Below are 13,390 nucleotides of genomic sequence, written 5' to 3' on the forward strand. Positions count from 1 at the left end.
CGGGCGGCGCTGCCGGCTTGTCGTCCGGCAGGCACCGCCCGTCTTTACCTCCTGGCCAGGATTCAGGCCAGCGCTTCCTTGGCCGCCTCTTCAGGCGTCAGGCCATCGTAGAACTGGTCGGTAAACCATTCGACCTGCTCTTCGATATGATCCTGCGCCTGCGCCACCGTGGCGCCGCCGGCCACCAGGAAGCCTTCGACTTCGATACACCAGTTAATCAGTTCCAGGGTTTCCGGATCGAGTTCTTCTTTCTTGGCCATCTTGCGCTTTCTGAGAGTTATGGTGCCGTACATCCAGGCGACAGTTTAGCAGTTTCGCCGCCCTGCCGCCTCGGTTGCCGGCCGGTTGCCGGTCACTGGCTGCTATTGGCCGCCACTTTTTTCTGCTCCGGATACAGCACCACCTGCACATAATTGTCCGTATTCAGGTAGCGCTGCGCGGCCTGCTTCACCGCCTGCGGCGTGATGGCACGCACGCGCTGCGCGAAGCGCAGGATCTGCGTCGGGTCGCGGCCCTGGGTGACCGAACCCATCAGCTGGCTCATCCAGTAGTTGTTTTCACGCATGGCCTTCTGCTGGCGCGTGATCCAGTTCAGCTTGACCTTTTCCAGGTCCGCCGCCGTCGGTCCCTGCGTTTTCATTTTGCCGATCTCGGCAAACGCGGCCGCGATCACCTTGTCGACGTTTTCCGGTCCGGTCGGCAAATTGAGCGCCACCGAATAATGGCCGTACGGATGCTGGCCCATCGCCGTTTCAAAGCCGCCGCCATAGATCATGCTCATCTTTTCGCGCAGCACCTCGATCACCTTCAGGTTCAGCACTTCGCCCAGCGCCTGCAAGGTCAGCTTCTGCTCATCCGAATAGGCCGCGTCGCCCGTGAAGGTGATCGAAATCGTGCTCTTCGGCTCGCTCCCCATGTAGACGTCTTTTTTCACCACGCCCCGCACCGGGCGCATGCCCACGTCGCGGTAGGCATGCGGCACCTCGGCCACCGGCAAGGCGCCCAGGTAGCCGGCAATCAGCGGCTTGATCTTGTCGAGCTCGAAGCTGCCCGTGAAGATGAAGGTCATGTCGCGTGCGCTGGAAAAACGCTGGCGGAAGATATCGAGCGAGCGGTCCAGGCTGACCTTGCTGAAATCGTCGGGGCGCGGCACGCCGTCGACGCGCGGATTGTCACCGAACATGGTGTGCTGGATGGCGTCGTAGAACACCGCTTCCGGCTGCGCCATGCTGTTTTTCGCCAGGTCCTGCTGCTTGCCGATATACGAACGAAACAGGTCGGCATCCTTGCGCACGTCATGCATGTACAGATACACCAGCTGCAGCATCGATTCGATATCGGCGCTGCTCGACGAACCGCCGAAGCCTTCGCTCAGTTCGCCCAGCGAGGCGCCCACATTGACCGTCTTGCCGGCCACAATCTTTTGCAGGTCCAGCGGCGCCATGTCCTTCAGGCCCATGCTGCCGACGATGGCGCTGGCATAGCGGGCGTTATAGATGTCGGCGTCGCCGAACAGCGACTGGCCGCCAAAGCGCGTCGCACCCATCAGCACCTGGTCGTTCTTGAAGTCGGTGGGTTTCAACAGCACCCGCACGCCGTTGCTCAACTTCAATTCCGTCACGCCGATGGCGCTGTTCAGCGTTTCGCTGACGATGCTGCCGCCGCCTGGCGGTCCGTCCATCAGGCTGCCCGCCACCACTTTTTCCGCACGCGGCTCGACCGTCTGCTGTTCGGCGCTGGCCACCGCATCGAGCAGCTGCTGCTGCGTCGGCACATTCGCCGCTCCCTCGGCCTTGGCTTCGGCGCCCATAAAGACCACCAGTTTCTTCTGCCGCTCGGGGATGACTTTCGCCACTGTCTCGTTGATTTCCTGCAGGCTCACTTGCGGCAGCAGTTCGCGCGCATACATCAGCTCGTTGGTAATGCCGGGAATGGCTTCCTGCTCCAGGAAGTTGCGCGAATACTCGGCCACGAAGCCGGCCGAATCGGATTTGTCGCGCTCGTTGTAGGCGCGCTCGTAATTGCGCAGCATGTTCTTGCGCGCACGGTCCAGCTCGTCCTGGCTGAAACCGAAGCGGCGCGCCCGCTCGTCTTCGCGCACCAGCGCATCGACGGCCGGCTGCACGCCGCCCTTGCCCAGCAAGGCATAGGCGCTGAACGACTCATAGCCGCGCACCAGCTTGCCCATGCTGCTGCCGCCCTGGATAAAGGGCGGGTTGGCCTGCTGCGTCAGTTCCTGCATGCGTGCGCTGAGCATCTGGCCGTACAGGTTTTCGATCATCTGGCGGCGGTAGTCGGCGATCGTCACCGGCTCCTGCGCCGGGCGGATCGGGTAGCGGATAAACACCGTGTCGTCGGCCGCTTCCTTGTCGGTAATTACCAGCGCTTCGGTCTGCGCGCGCTGCGGCACTTCCGCATACACGCGCGCACGCGGCCGGGCCGGATTTTTCAGCTTGCCGAAATGCTGCAGGATCAGTTTTTCGGCCTGTTTCGGCTCGACATCGCCGACCACCATCACCGCCATCAGGTCAGGGCGGTACCAGTCCTTGTAGAAACGCTTGATGGCGTCCGGCTTGAAGGTTTTCAGCACCTCTTCCTTGCCGATCGGCATGCGCTCGGCATAGCGCGAGCCGTTCAGCAATTTCGGATACAGCACCTTGTTCATGCGGTCGCTGGCGCCCTTGCCCAGGCGCGCTTCCTCCAGCACGATGCCGCGCTCGCTGTCGATATCGGCCGGGTTGAATTTCAGGCCATGGGCCCAGTCTTCCAGCACCAGGAAACCTTTTTCCAGGTTGCCTTTCTTGTTTGTGGGAATCGGCAGCACGTACACGGTTTCATCGAAACTGGTGTACGCGTTCAGGTCGGCGCCGAACTTCACGCCGATCGACTGCAGGTAGGAAATCAGTTCATTGCGCTTGAAGTGCGTCGAGCCATTGAAGGCCATGTGTTCCGTAAAGTGCGCCAGGCCCTGCTGGTCGTCGTCTTCCAGGATCGAGCCGGCCTTCACCACCAGCCGCAATTCCACCTTTTGCGCGGGACGGGCATTTTTCTTGATGTAATAGGTCAGGCCATTGGGCAGCTTGCCGACCGTCACCTCCGGCGCCACCGGCAAGCGATCGCCCAGACGGATGTCGGCGTGCGCCAGCGACGCACAGGCCAGCAGCACGGCGCCCGAGATCAGGCGTAATTTACTCAGCTTCATGTAGTCTCATAGGTAGATGCAGTAAAGCATTACCTTACACCGAATTGCTGAAGTTCCGATTAAAAACAGCTTAGCGGACACCCCTGCTGGCCCGGGCAAGGCTCGGCCAGCTTCACTGATCTGTGCTACAGTATTGCCGCCGGTCATGTGGATCGGCACAACAATACGTCTTCGGGGCGGGGTGCGATTCCCCACCGGCGGTAAGACCGGCAACGGTCAAGCCCGCGAGCGCTTGCCAGGCTTCGCCTGGGAAGGTCAGCAGATCCGGTGTGATTCCGGGGCCGACGGTATAGTCCGGATGAAAGAAGATGTGCGGTACATGCAATGTCCCATCGCCTGCGCGATGCGGCCAGTTGCGTCTATTCGCTTGCCCTGCAGCGTTTTTCGCCTGTGCGAGGAGCGTTTCACCATGTTAGTCAACAGCTACACCGTTCTGTCCCATGACCTTGAAGGTCGCATCCAGTCCGCCCTGGCCGCCATGCGCGCCGGCGTGCCCGTCATCCTGCTCGACGATTTCGACCGCGAAAACGAAGCCGACCTGATTCTGTCGGCCGAGAAACTGACCAACGAAACCATGGCCCTCCTGATCCGCGAATGCAGCGGCATCGTCTGCCTGTGCCTGCCGGCCGAGACCGTGACCAGGCTGGAGCTGCCGCCCATGTCGCCAGACAATGGCAGCCGCTACGGCACGCCGTTTACGGTGTCGATCGAAGCGCGCGACGGCGTCACCACGGGCGTATCGGCCGCCGACCGCGTCACCACGATTCGCGCCGCCATTGCGCCCGATGCCAAACCGGCCGACCTGGTGCGTCCCGGCCATGTGTTCCCGCTGCGCGCGGCGCCCGGCGGCGTGCTGGAACGCCGTGGCCATACCGAGGGTTCGGTCGACCTGTCGCGCATGGCCGGCCTGAACCCGGCCGCCGTACTGTGCGAGCTGATGAATCCGGACGGCACCATGATGCGCGGCGACGATATCGAACGCTTTTCCGAACTGCATGGCATGCCGATTCTGACCATCGAAGAAATGGTCGCCTGGCGCAAGCTGCACGACTGATTCAGGCCGCCTGCACCCGGGGCAGGCGCACGTGCCGGTACACCAGGCAGGCCGCCAGCCCGTAGGCCAGCGCCATGGTGGCGTAGGCCAGCGGCAGGCGCACTGCCCAGCCCGGGAACATATGCAGGATGGTGCCGACCAGCGCCACGCCCACCAGGGCGCCGACCTGGCGGTTGGCATTGAGCGCCGCCGCCGCGCTGTTCGCATGCTGCTTGCCGGCCACCCGCATCACGGTGGCCGTCATGGCGGGAATCGCAATGCCGATCGCCAGGTTCATGATGCCGGTGCCCAGCGCCAGCAGCGCATACGGCGTAGCGGGCCTCAATCCCATCAATACCAGCGCCATTGCACTGGCCGTCAGCAAGCCGGCCAGCATCGGCAGGCGCGTGCCATGGCGGGCGGCGATGCCGCCTGCCAGGAAGTTCCCCACCGTATAGGCCGCCATCATCGGCAGCAACTGCAATCCCGACTGCAAGGCATCGGCACCGCCGGCCTTCTGCAGGAACAGGCTCAACAGGAACAGCTGGCCGAACACGCTGAAATTGATCAAAAAGCCCACACCATTGGCCGCGCCGAAGCTGCTGCTGTGAAACAGCGCGCGCGGCAGCAGCGGATGGCTGCCCTGGCGTTCGCGGCGCAGCAGCAGCGTACCGGACAGCAGCGCCAGCGCAGCAGCAGCCATCACCAGCGGCGACAGCCAGCCCAGCACGGGCCCTTCGATCAGCACGCAACTGATGCCCGCCAGCGCCGCCACGCCCAGCGCATGACTGAGCAGTGACAGGTCGCGCGGCTGCCGGGGCGGCGCCACCAGCACCAGTTGCGCCATCACGATGGCCAGCAAGCCCAGCGGTACATTGACCCAGAACACGCTGCGCCAGCCGAACTGGTGCACCAGCATGCCGCCGATCAGCGGCCCGGACGCGCCGGCCACGCCCACCAGCGCCGACCACATGCCCAGCATGCGCGTGCGCACCTGCTCGTCTTCGAAACTGTGCGTCAGCAGGCTCAGTGAACTGGGCATGAACAGCGCCGCGCCCGCGCCCTGCAGCAGGCGCGCCGCCGTCAGGAAGCCGCCACCGGGCGTGGCGCCGCACAGCACCGACCCCAGCAGAAAGACGGCCAGTCCGCCCTGGTAGACAGCCTTCGGGCCGTAGCGGTCGGCCAGCGCGCCGCCAGCCAGCAGCAGCGCGGCAAACGTCAGCGTATACCCATCGACCACCCATACCAGGCCGGCCAGCGGAATCGCCAGGTCGCGCGCGATATCGGACAGCGCCACATTGACGGCGGTGACATCGATCATGGCCATCACGAAGCCGCAAGCCAGCGTGGCCAGGATCAGGACATGCGAGGAACGGCCGGAGCGGCCAGAGGAGTGGGACATGACATACTTTCAGGCAGCAGCAAAGCAGTCATTCTAGAAGCGTTGCATGATGCAGTAAATATGCATACACTCGGCACTCTGATGCAAAAATGCATCAGCAATCAGAGGGCAAACACATTGGACGGGGCTGATGGATTGGGATAACGCGCGCATCTTTCTGGCCATCGGCCGCGCCGGCACCCTGCGCGGCGCGGCGGCCCTGCTGCGCATCGACCAGGCCACCTGCGGCCGCCGCCTGGCCGCGCTGGAAACCTCGCTGGGCGCGCGCCTCTTTCTACGCACGCCGTCGGGCTATGTCGCCACGCCGGCGGGCGAACTGGCGCTGGCGGCGGCCGAAGCGATGGAGCGCGCGGCCGACCAGCTGCAGCGCGAGATGCAGGGCGTCGACAATCGCCTGTCCGGCCTGGTGCGGGTGGCCACCACCGACAGCATGGCCAGCCATTTCGTGATGCACGCCATGCAGCGCCTGCACGCGGCGCATCCCGATATCCGCATCGTGCTGCACGTGGCGCCGCAGCTGGCCAGCCTGACGCGGCGCGAAGCCGACCTGGCCGTGCGCGCCGTGCGCCCGCAGGACCCCGACCTGATCTCGCGCCACCTGGTGCGGCGCAGCCTGGGCCTGTATGCGTCGCCGGCCTACCTGGCAGAACGCGGCGAACCGCTGCGCGGCACGGCGCTGGCCGGACACGATATCGTCATCTACCACCAGTCGATTACCGCGCGCCATGCCGACAGGATCGCCGGCGAGCCGGTGGCCAACGCGCGCGTGGCGATGGAAGTGAACAGCGCCATGATGCTGCAGGAGGCGGCGCGCGCGGGCCTGGGCATCGCCGAACTGGGCGTGCACTTGGGCGAGATCGACCCGCAGCTGGTGCGCATCTGGCCGGACCGCGCCGAACCATATGACGTGTGGCTGGTGATGCATGACGACCTGTCGCGCTCGGCCCGCGTACGCGCGGCGGCCGACGCCATCATCGCCAGCGTAGCGGAGCGTGAAGATCATGCCCGCAATGATAAGATGCCGCGATGACCACTTCCGCATCCGCCTCCATCATCATCAGCCTGCGCCGATTGAACCGGCTCGCCATGGGCTGGGTCGTCAGCTGGTGGCGCCTGCTGCAGTTCTCCACCGTGATCTTTTCGCTGGCGCTGTCGCCGTCGAGCTATAACCGCCAGAACCGTCCCATTCTCGCGCACCGGCTGGTGATCAACACCGCGCCCAACTTGGTGTGGTTCAGCGTGGCCTGCCTGCTGGTCAGCCTGGTACTGATCCGCATCGTGGTGGTCAGCGCGCAAAGCTACGGCCTGTCGCGCTATGCGCTGGAAATGGTAGTGCGCGTGCTGGTGCTGGAACTGATCCCGCTGACGGCCGCACTGTTCGTCGCGCTGCGCCTGACCCTGCCCGATGGCATCGCGTTTGCGCAGATGCGTTCCGGCGGCGTGCTCGACAAGCTGCAGCGCCAGGGTACCGACCTGCTGCGCGGCGAATATTTTCCGCGCGTGATGTCGGGCATCTTTGCCGTCTGGATGCTGGCCATTGCCAGCTGCGTCAGTTCGCTGATCCTCGCCTATCTGACCATCTACGGGTTCACGCCGTGGGCGCTGCAGGCCTATACGCGGGTGGTCGGGCAGATATTCAATCCGGCGGTGGTGCTGATCCTGATGCTCAAGGTGGTGTTCTTCAGCTTTGCGGTGGCGCTGATCCCGTTGGCCTCGTCCTATTATCCGCCCGAGCCGCACCGCCGCCAGCGCCTGTTCGCCGCGCACGGCCTGTCCGAAATGCTGCGCCTGTTTTCCGTCATCCTGCTGGTCGAAGTGGCCTCGCTGATGGGAAATTACTACTGATGTCCGCCTTTATCCCTACCCCGAGCCCGAAGCCATGAGCACTCCTTCCAATCCCGACCAGACCGACATCACGGCGCCCGACGCCGTGCTGCCCGCCCCGCCGCCCGTGCGCCACGCCGAACTGAAGGCCGCCATTCTGCTCGTCTCGATGTTCGTGCTGATCGCCGGCTCGGTGCTGTACCTGATGTATGCGCGCGGCGTGTTCGAAGCCACGCAGACGCTGGTGCTGGCCACCGACGATTCGGACGGCGTGGTGGTGGGCGCCGACCTGACCTTTTCCGGTTTCCCCATCGGCCGCGTGCAGCGCATCGAGCTGGCGCCCACAGGCCGCGCGCGCGTGATTATCGACGTGCCGAAAAAAGATGCGCACTGGCTGCGCACCAGCAGCATTTTCACGCTCGAGCGCGGCATCGTCGGCGGCGCCAAGCTGCGCGCCTACAGTGGCATCCTGACCGATCCGCCACTGCCCGACGACGCCACGCGCGACCTGCTGGTGGGCGACATGGCGGCGGAAATTCCGCGCCTGCTGGCCGCCGCCAAGGATTTGCTGGCCAACCTGGGCAACCTGACCGGCAGCGACTCGGCGCTCGACACCACCATGCGCAATGTGCAGACAGTGACCGGCAAATTGAGTGGCCCGGGCGGCGCAATGGGCCTGCTGACCGGCGACGACAAGCAATCCGCGCTGTTGATCGAGCGCGCCAACGCACTGCTGGTCACCGCCGACCAGCTGGCGCGCCGCACCGATGGCCTGGTCAACAATGCGGACCAGCGCGTGTTCGGCGCACAGGGGGTGATGACGGATGCGCAGGCAACCGTCGTGCAGTTGAACGCCCTCCTGGCCGACACGCGCAACAGCCTGAAAAAAGTCGACGCCGTGCTGGTCGAAGCGCAGGCCGTGGGCGCCAATGCCAGGGCCGCCACGGCCGACCTGGGCCCGCTGCGCGCCGACGTGGAAAGCAACCTGCGCAAGGTCGAACAGCTGGTCAATGAAATCAACCGCAAATGGCCGTTCAAGCGCAATCCGGAGATCACCCTGCCATGAGAATAGCCACCCCTGTTGGCACCGCCATGCTGTGCACCTTGCTGGCGGCCTGCTCCAGCGGCCCGCCCGTGCCGGACTGGAAAATGAATGCGCAAAGCGCGATCGAGCGCTTCGAGGCGGCTTACCTGAGCGGCAGGACGCTGGTGGAACAGACGGAATTCCAGCGCGCGCGCAGCCAGGTGGCGGGAACCGGCAAGGTTGACCTGATCGCCCGCGTGGAACTGCTGCGCTGCGCCACGCGCGTGGCCAGCCTGGCGTACGAGCCATGCAGCGGTTTTGACGCATTGAAAGAGGATGCCGGCGCCGCCGACCGCGCGTATGCCGCCTGGCTGGCCGGTACCGCGCAAGCGGACGATATCGCGCTGCTGCCCGAAACCCAGCGCGCGGTGGCGGCCGCTGCCTCGGATACGCAGGCGGCCAGCGCGGCGGTCGCCATCAGGGAACCGCTGGCCAAGCTGGTGGCGGCCGGCGTGCTGCTGCGCGCCAACCGCGCCACGCCGGAACTGCTCGACATGGCCGTGGCCACCGCCTCGGACCAGGGCTGGCGCCGGCCGCTGCTGGCCTGGCTGGGCGTGCAGCGCCTGCGCGCGCAGCAGGCTGGCGATGCGCAGGAGGCGCAGCGCATCGCGCGCCGCATGGCGCTGGTGGGCGAACCGCCAGCGCCGTAAATAGCCGTGCCTGCCGCGCCGGCTTCGGGCATAATCAGCACAGGCCGGAACCCCGGCCGCAGATGCAGCGAGGCGCGACGATGCAGTTCGAGGACTTCGGTTTTTCCGGCGCCAACGCGCCGGCCGACAGCGCGGTGGAGAGCACCAGCGCCGGGCGCCTGCAATACCTGCTCGACAACACGCCGTCCATCATCTACTGCACCGTGCCCAGCGGCGACTTCAAGATGACGTTTGTCAGCAACAATGCCCTGAACGTGCTGGGCTACCATCCGGACGCGATGGTCGCCGACCCCAATTTCTGGTTCGACCATATCCATCCCGACGACGCGCCGGGCATTTTTTCCAGCCTGGCGCAGCTCTTCGTGCAGGGCGCGCGCGCCTATGAATATCGCTTCCGCGTGCGCGACGGCGGCTACCTGTGGATGCACGACAGCCTGCGCCTGGTGCGCGACGAACACGGCGTGCCGTTCGAAGTGATCGGCTCGCTGACCGATATCACCGAGCGCAAACGCATGGAAGCGATGCTGCAGGCGCGCGGCGAGGAACAGCAACTGCTGATCGGCAAGCTGCAACAGGCGCACGACCAGCTGCTGCAGGCCGAAAAGATGGCCTCGATCGGCCAGTTGGCGGCCGGCATCGCGCACGAGATCAACAATCCGATCGGCTTCGTCAACTCCAACATGAGTTCCCTGCAAGCCTATGTCGCCACGCTGTTCGACGTGATCGCCCGCTACGAGGCGGCGCTGCGCGAGCCGCCGGCCGGCGCAGCGCTGGCGGCGTGCGTGGAACAGGTGCGCGCCGGCGCCGACCTGGCCTACCTGCAAACGGACATGGCCGACCTCCTGGCCGAATCGATGGATGGCCTGAAGCGCGTGCGCGACATCGTGCAGTCGCTGAAGGATTTCTCGCACGTGGGCGAGAACGACTGGCAGATCGCCAGCCTGCATGCGGGCCTCGACAGCACCCTCAATATCGTCGGCAACGAACTGAAATACAAGGCGCGCATCGACAAGCAGTACGGCCAGCTGCCATCGGTCACCTGCCTGGCCTCGCAGCTGAACCAGGTCTTCATGAACCTGCTGGTCAACGCCGGCCAGGCCATCAGCGGCGAAGGCGTGATCAGCATCCGTACCGGCCATCTTGACGGCTGGGTATGGGTGGAGATCGGCGACACCGGCGCCGGCATCGCGCCGGCCCACCTGCACCGCATCTTCGAACCGTTCTTCACCACCAAGGCGGTCGGCAGCGGCACGGGACTGGGCCTGTCGCTGTCGTACGGCATCGTCATGAAACACGGCGGACGCATCGAGGTGGCATCGGAGCCGGGACGCGGCACGCGCTTTACGGTGCACCTGCCAGTCGTGCCGCCGGCAGCGCGGCCAGATCAGCCTTCCCTGGGAGGCGGATAGACGCGGATGGCGAGGCGCCCGCCGTTCTTGCCTTCGAAGTCGAGCAGCTGGGCAATCACGCGGGAACTCAGCACATGTTCGCCGGCCAGCAGCATCAGGCCGTCGCGGCTGACCAGGTCGCGCGACAGCACCATGCCCGGCATCAGTTCGCCCGACAGCACCGCCATGTCGCGCGGCGGCGCTTCCGTCTGGTCCATCAGGCTGCGAAACGCGGCCACCACGGCCGGATCGTAGCGCTTGCCGCTGCTGTCATATATCAGGGTGCGCGCCTCGTCGGCCCGCAGGCTGCGCTGCACCATGGCGCCGATCTGCAGGCCGTCGTAGTCCGACGCCAGCGCCAGGATGCGCGCGCCCAGCGGAATGGCCAGCCCCGCCAGGGCGTCGGGAAAGCCGGCGCCGTCGAACCGTTCAAGCTGCGAGCGCAGGATGACGGAGACGGGACGCAGGTCCTCGAGCGCCATCAGCAACTGCCCGGCGCGCAGCGGATGCTTGCGGAAGGCCGCCAGCTGTTCGCCATTCCAGGCGCTGGCAGGCAGCTCCAGCAGGTCGTCGCTCAGGCTGAGCTTGCCGATATCCTTGAGCAGGGCCGCGATGAACACGTCGCGCGCCTCCTGCGCCTCCAGTCCCAGCACCTGCGCCAGCTTGCGCGACAGGTCGGCCACCCGGCGCGCATGGCCGGCCAGCTTGCCGCCGCGCATTTCGATCAGGTTCGAAAACACCTTGATGGTGGTAACGAAAGTGGCCTTGAGCTTGTCGTTGGCCGCCAGCAGCTCGTCGTGCGACAGCCTGAGCTGCTGCGTACGCACGGCCACTTTCTGCTCCAGGCTGGCGTTGAGCACCGTCAGCTGGGCGTTCTGTTCGGCCGTGAGCGCCTCCAGGCGCAGCTTGTCCTGTTCCAGCGCGCGCCGTTCGAGCGCATGGCGCACCACCAGCACGATGTCGTTCTCGTCCCATGGCTTGGTCACGTAGCGGTAAATCTCGCCCTGGTTGATGGCGTCGAGAATCGACTGGATATCGGCATAGCCGGTCAGCAGCAGGCGCACGGTGCCGGGCCAGCGCTGGCGCACCCGGGCCAGGAACTGCGCGCCGTCCATCTGCGGCATGCGCATGTCGGAAATGACCAGGTCGACCGGCTCGCTTTCCAGCACGGCCAGGCCGGCGGCGCCGCTGTCGGCCGTCAGGATGCGGTAGCCATGCGGGCGGAACAATCGCCGCAGGGCGGACAGGATATTCGGTTCGTCGTCGACGCACAGGATGGTCGGCGGCGCGGCGGCGGCAAGGATAGTCATGGCGGGGTCCCGGTTTGGTATCATGGCGCGGCGGATGGCGCCTGGCGGATCGGCAGCGTGATGCGAAACGTGGTGCCGCTGCCCGGCACGCTGTGCACATCGATGCGCCCATGGTGCTTCTGCACGGTGCTGTAGGCCAGCGACAGGCCCAGGCCCGTGCCCTGGCCGACGGCCTTGGTGGTGAAAAAAGGGTCGAAGATGCGCGACAGGTGTTCGGGTGCGATGCCCTTGCCCGTATCCTCGACCTCGACCCATATGTCGCTGTCGCTGCCGCAACCGGTGCGCAGCGTGATGCGGCCACGCTGTTCGCCCATGGCATGGGCGGCGTTGACGACCAGGTTCATGATCACCTGGTTCAGCTCCGACGGCTGGCATTCGATATCGGGAATCTCGCCGTACTGCCTGACGACATCGGCCTTGTACTTGACTTCGTTGTTGACGATATTGAGCGTGGTGTCGATGCCCTGGCGCAGGTCGGCCCAGACCCATTCCTGCAGCGCATCGGTGCGCGAAAAATCCTTCAGATCCTGCACGATGCGGCGCACGCGCACGATGCCCTCCTTCGATTCGGCCATCAGCTGGCCGATATCGGTGCGCAGGAAGGCCAGGTCGATCTGCTCGCGCAGGCTGCGCAGGCGCTGCGCCACCTCGGGCGCAGCGATGGCAGGTTCGGCCTGCTCGTAGGCGTCGAGCATGGCAAACAGGTCGGCCAGGTAGCCTTCGAGTGCGCCAAAGTTGGAAAACACATAGCCGATCGGGTTGTTGATTTCGTGTGCCACGCCGGCTGCCAGCTGGCCGATCGACGCCAGCTTTTCCGACTGCAGCAGCTTTTGCTGGGCCAGCGACAGCTTGTCATTCAGTTCGCTCAGGGCCAGGTTGCGCTCGCGCAGCGCCATGTCGGCGATCTCGCGCTGGCGGATATCGTCGGCCAGGCGCTCGTTCATCTCCGCCAGCTGGGCCGTGCGCATGGCCACCAGGTTTTCCAGGTTGTCGTGCGCACGCCGCAACGCGCTCTCGGCATTGCGCCGCTCGGTGACATCGCGCAGCGTTTCGATGGCGCCTACCAGCCGACCCTGGCGATCGCGCAGCGGCGCCGCCGTGAAATGCAGCCAATGGCCGCTGGCGCCGATATGGGCAAAGAAATCCTCGGCCTCGTAGGCGCCCGGGATCACGGACGATGGTTTGAGCTTGCCCTGGTACAGTCCCTGTTCGCCCAGCGCGATATCGTCCGCCACCAGCAGGTCGGCCAGGCAGGCGCGCTGCTGCGGATAGAACGCCTGCCAGTGGTCGCGCGTGCCCACCATCTCGGCGGCGGAGTATCCCAGCAACTGCTCGCAGGCGCTGTTCCAGTGCGTTACCACATGCTCGGTATCGATCGCGAACGTGGCCACCGGATGGCCATCGAAGAAGGCCGACAGCGCGATGGTATCGGGCAGCGCGCCGGCTGGCGCACCTGGAAATCCTGTCTCGTCGTCCGCTCGCATCATCTCTCCCGTT

The 13,390-nt window shown here is 65.4% G+C and carries 11 protein-coding genes and 1 riboswitch; of the genes, 6 read left to right on the forward strand and 5 right to left on the reverse strand.

Annotated features, from left to right (window positions below; genetic code table 11):
- Positions 1-62: 62 nt before the first annotated feature.
- Together RTQ46_RS01920 and RTQ46_RS01925 are read right to left on the reverse strand one after the other, a co-directional pair.
- The gene (locus tag RTQ46_RS01920; RefSeq protein ID WP_010399555.1) at positions 63-260 is read right to left on the reverse strand and encodes a hypothetical protein; all 198 of its coding nucleotides are present in this window, start codon (positions 258-260) and stop codon (positions 63-65) included.
- A gap of 92 nt (positions 261-352) precedes the next feature.
- Positions 353-3,202: an insulinase family protein gene (locus RTQ46_RS01925; RefSeq protein ID WP_312434256.1), complete on the reverse strand. Its 2,850-nt coding sequence runs from the start codon at positions 3,200-3,202 to the stop codon at positions 353-355.
- A 163-nt stretch (positions 3,203-3,365) separates the two neighbouring features.
- Positions 3,366-3,516, forward strand: a riboswitch (FMN riboswitch).
- 95 nt (positions 3,517-3,611) lie between these two features.
- On the opposite strand from RTQ46_RS01925, the gene ribB reads away from it, so the two are divergent.
- Entirely contained in the window at positions 3,612-4,256 is a 645-nt protein-coding gene (gene ribB / locus RTQ46_RS01930; protein ID WP_312434257.1) for a 3,4-dihydroxy-2-butanone-4-phosphate synthase, read from the forward strand.
- A 1-nt stretch (position 4,257) separates the two neighbouring features.
- On the opposite strand, the gene RTQ46_RS01935 is transcribed toward ribB, so the two are convergent.
- Positions 4,258-5,637 carry an MFS transporter gene (locus tag RTQ46_RS01935; RefSeq protein ID WP_312434258.1) on the reverse strand — a complete coding sequence of 460 codons (1,380 nt, stop codon included), beginning with the start codon at positions 5,635-5,637 and terminating at the stop codon, positions 4,258-4,260.
- Between the two features lie 130 nt (positions 5,638-5,767).
- Between RTQ46_RS01935 and RTQ46_RS01940 the strand changes: the two genes are divergently transcribed.
- The 5 genes from RTQ46_RS01940 to RTQ46_RS01960 all read left to right on the forward strand — a co-directional run bounded on the left by RTQ46_RS01940 (position 5,768) and on the right by RTQ46_RS01960 (position 10,604).
- Positions 5,768-6,667 carry a LysR family transcriptional regulator gene (locus RTQ46_RS01940; RefSeq protein WP_312434259.1) on the forward strand — a complete coding sequence of 300 codons (900 nt, stop codon included), beginning with the start codon at positions 5,768-5,770 and terminating at the stop codon, positions 6,665-6,667.
- On the forward strand, positions 6,664-7,482 hold the full coding sequence (locus RTQ46_RS01945) for an ABC transporter permease (protein WP_312434260.1): 819 nt from the start codon (positions 6,664-6,666) through the stop codon (positions 7,480-7,482). Before RTQ46_RS01940 ends, RTQ46_RS01945 begins: the two co-directional genes overlap by 4 nt.
- 34 nt (positions 7,483-7,516) lie before the next feature.
- On the forward strand, positions 7,517-8,527 hold the full coding sequence (locus tag RTQ46_RS01950; RefSeq protein ID WP_312434261.1) for an MlaD family protein: 1,011 nt from the start codon (positions 7,517-7,519) through the stop codon (positions 8,525-8,527).
- The gene (locus RTQ46_RS01955) at positions 8,524-9,195 is read left to right on the forward strand and encodes a hypothetical protein (protein WP_312434262.1); all 672 of its coding nucleotides are present in this window, start codon (positions 8,524-8,526) and stop codon (positions 9,193-9,195) included. The genes RTQ46_RS01950 and RTQ46_RS01955 overlap by 4 nt, the downstream gene beginning before the upstream one ends.
- Before the next feature lie 80 nt (positions 9,196-9,275).
- On the forward strand, positions 9,276-10,604 hold the full coding sequence (locus RTQ46_RS01960; RefSeq protein ID WP_312434263.1) for an ATP-binding protein: 1,329 nt from the start codon (positions 9,276-9,278) through the stop codon (positions 10,602-10,604).
- Here the strand turns inward: RTQ46_RS01960 and RTQ46_RS01965 are convergent.
- Both RTQ46_RS01965 and RTQ46_RS01970 read right to left on the reverse strand, forming a co-directional pair.
- Positions 10,580-11,893: an HD domain-containing phosphohydrolase gene (locus tag RTQ46_RS01965; protein ID WP_312434265.1), complete on the reverse strand. Its 1,314-nt coding sequence runs from the start codon at positions 11,891-11,893 to the stop codon at positions 10,580-10,582. The two genes, RTQ46_RS01960 and RTQ46_RS01965, sit on opposite strands and share 25 nt — an antisense overlap.
- Positions 11,894-11,913: 20 nt before the next feature.
- A complete protein-coding gene (locus tag RTQ46_RS01970) occupies positions 11,914-13,380 on the reverse strand; it encodes an ATP-binding protein (protein ID WP_312434266.1) in 1,467 nt (488 codons plus the stop codon).
- Positions 13,381-13,390: the final 10 nt, after the last annotated feature.

The sequence above is a fragment of the Janthinobacterium sp. genome (genome assembly GCF_031995485.1).
Lineage (GTDB): Bacteria > Pseudomonadota > Gammaproteobacteria > Burkholderiales > Burkholderiaceae_D > Janthinobacterium.

Excerpts from the sequence above, each read along its gene's own strand:
- RTQ46_RS01955 (WP_312434262.1), top strand. The coding sequence starts at position 8,524 with ATGAGAATAGCCACCCCTGTTGGCACCGCCATGCTGTGCACCTTGCTG.
- RTQ46_RS01925 (WP_312434256.1), bottom strand. The coding sequence starts at position 3,202 with ATGAAGCTGAGTAAATTACGCCTGATCTCGGGCGCCGTGCTGCTGGCC.
- RTQ46_RS01965 (WP_312434265.1), bottom strand. The coding sequence starts at position 11,893 with ATGACTATCCTTGCCGCCGCCGCGCCGCCGACCATCCTGTGCGTCGAC.
- RTQ46_RS01935 (WP_312434258.1), bottom strand. The coding sequence starts at position 5,637 with ATGTCCCACTCCTCTGGCCGCTCCGGCCGTTCCTCGCATGTCCTGATC.
- RTQ46_RS01970 (WP_312434266.1), bottom strand. The coding sequence starts at position 13,380 with ATGATGCGAGCGGACGACGAGACAGGATTTCCAGGTGCGCCAGCCGGC.
- RTQ46_RS01950 (WP_312434261.1), top strand. The coding sequence starts at position 7,517 with ATGAGCACTCCTTCCAATCCCGACCAGACCGACATCACGGCGCCCGAC.
- RTQ46_RS01945 (WP_312434260.1), top strand. The coding sequence starts at position 6,664 with ATGACCACTTCCGCATCCGCCTCCATCATCATCAGCCTGCGCCGATTG.
- RTQ46_RS01960 (WP_312434263.1), top strand. The coding sequence starts at position 9,276 with ATGCAGTTCGAGGACTTCGGTTTTTCCGGCGCCAACGCGCCGGCCGAC.
- ribB (WP_312434257.1), top strand. The coding sequence starts at position 3,612 with ATGTTAGTCAACAGCTACACCGTTCTGTCCCATGACCTTGAAGGTCGC.
- RTQ46_RS01920 (WP_010399555.1), bottom strand. The coding sequence starts at position 260 with ATGGCCAAGAAAGAAGAACTCGATCCGGAAACCCTGGAACTGATTAAC.
- RTQ46_RS01940 (WP_312434259.1), top strand. The coding sequence starts at position 5,768 with ATGGATTGGGATAACGCGCGCATCTTTCTGGCCATCGGCCGCGCCGGC.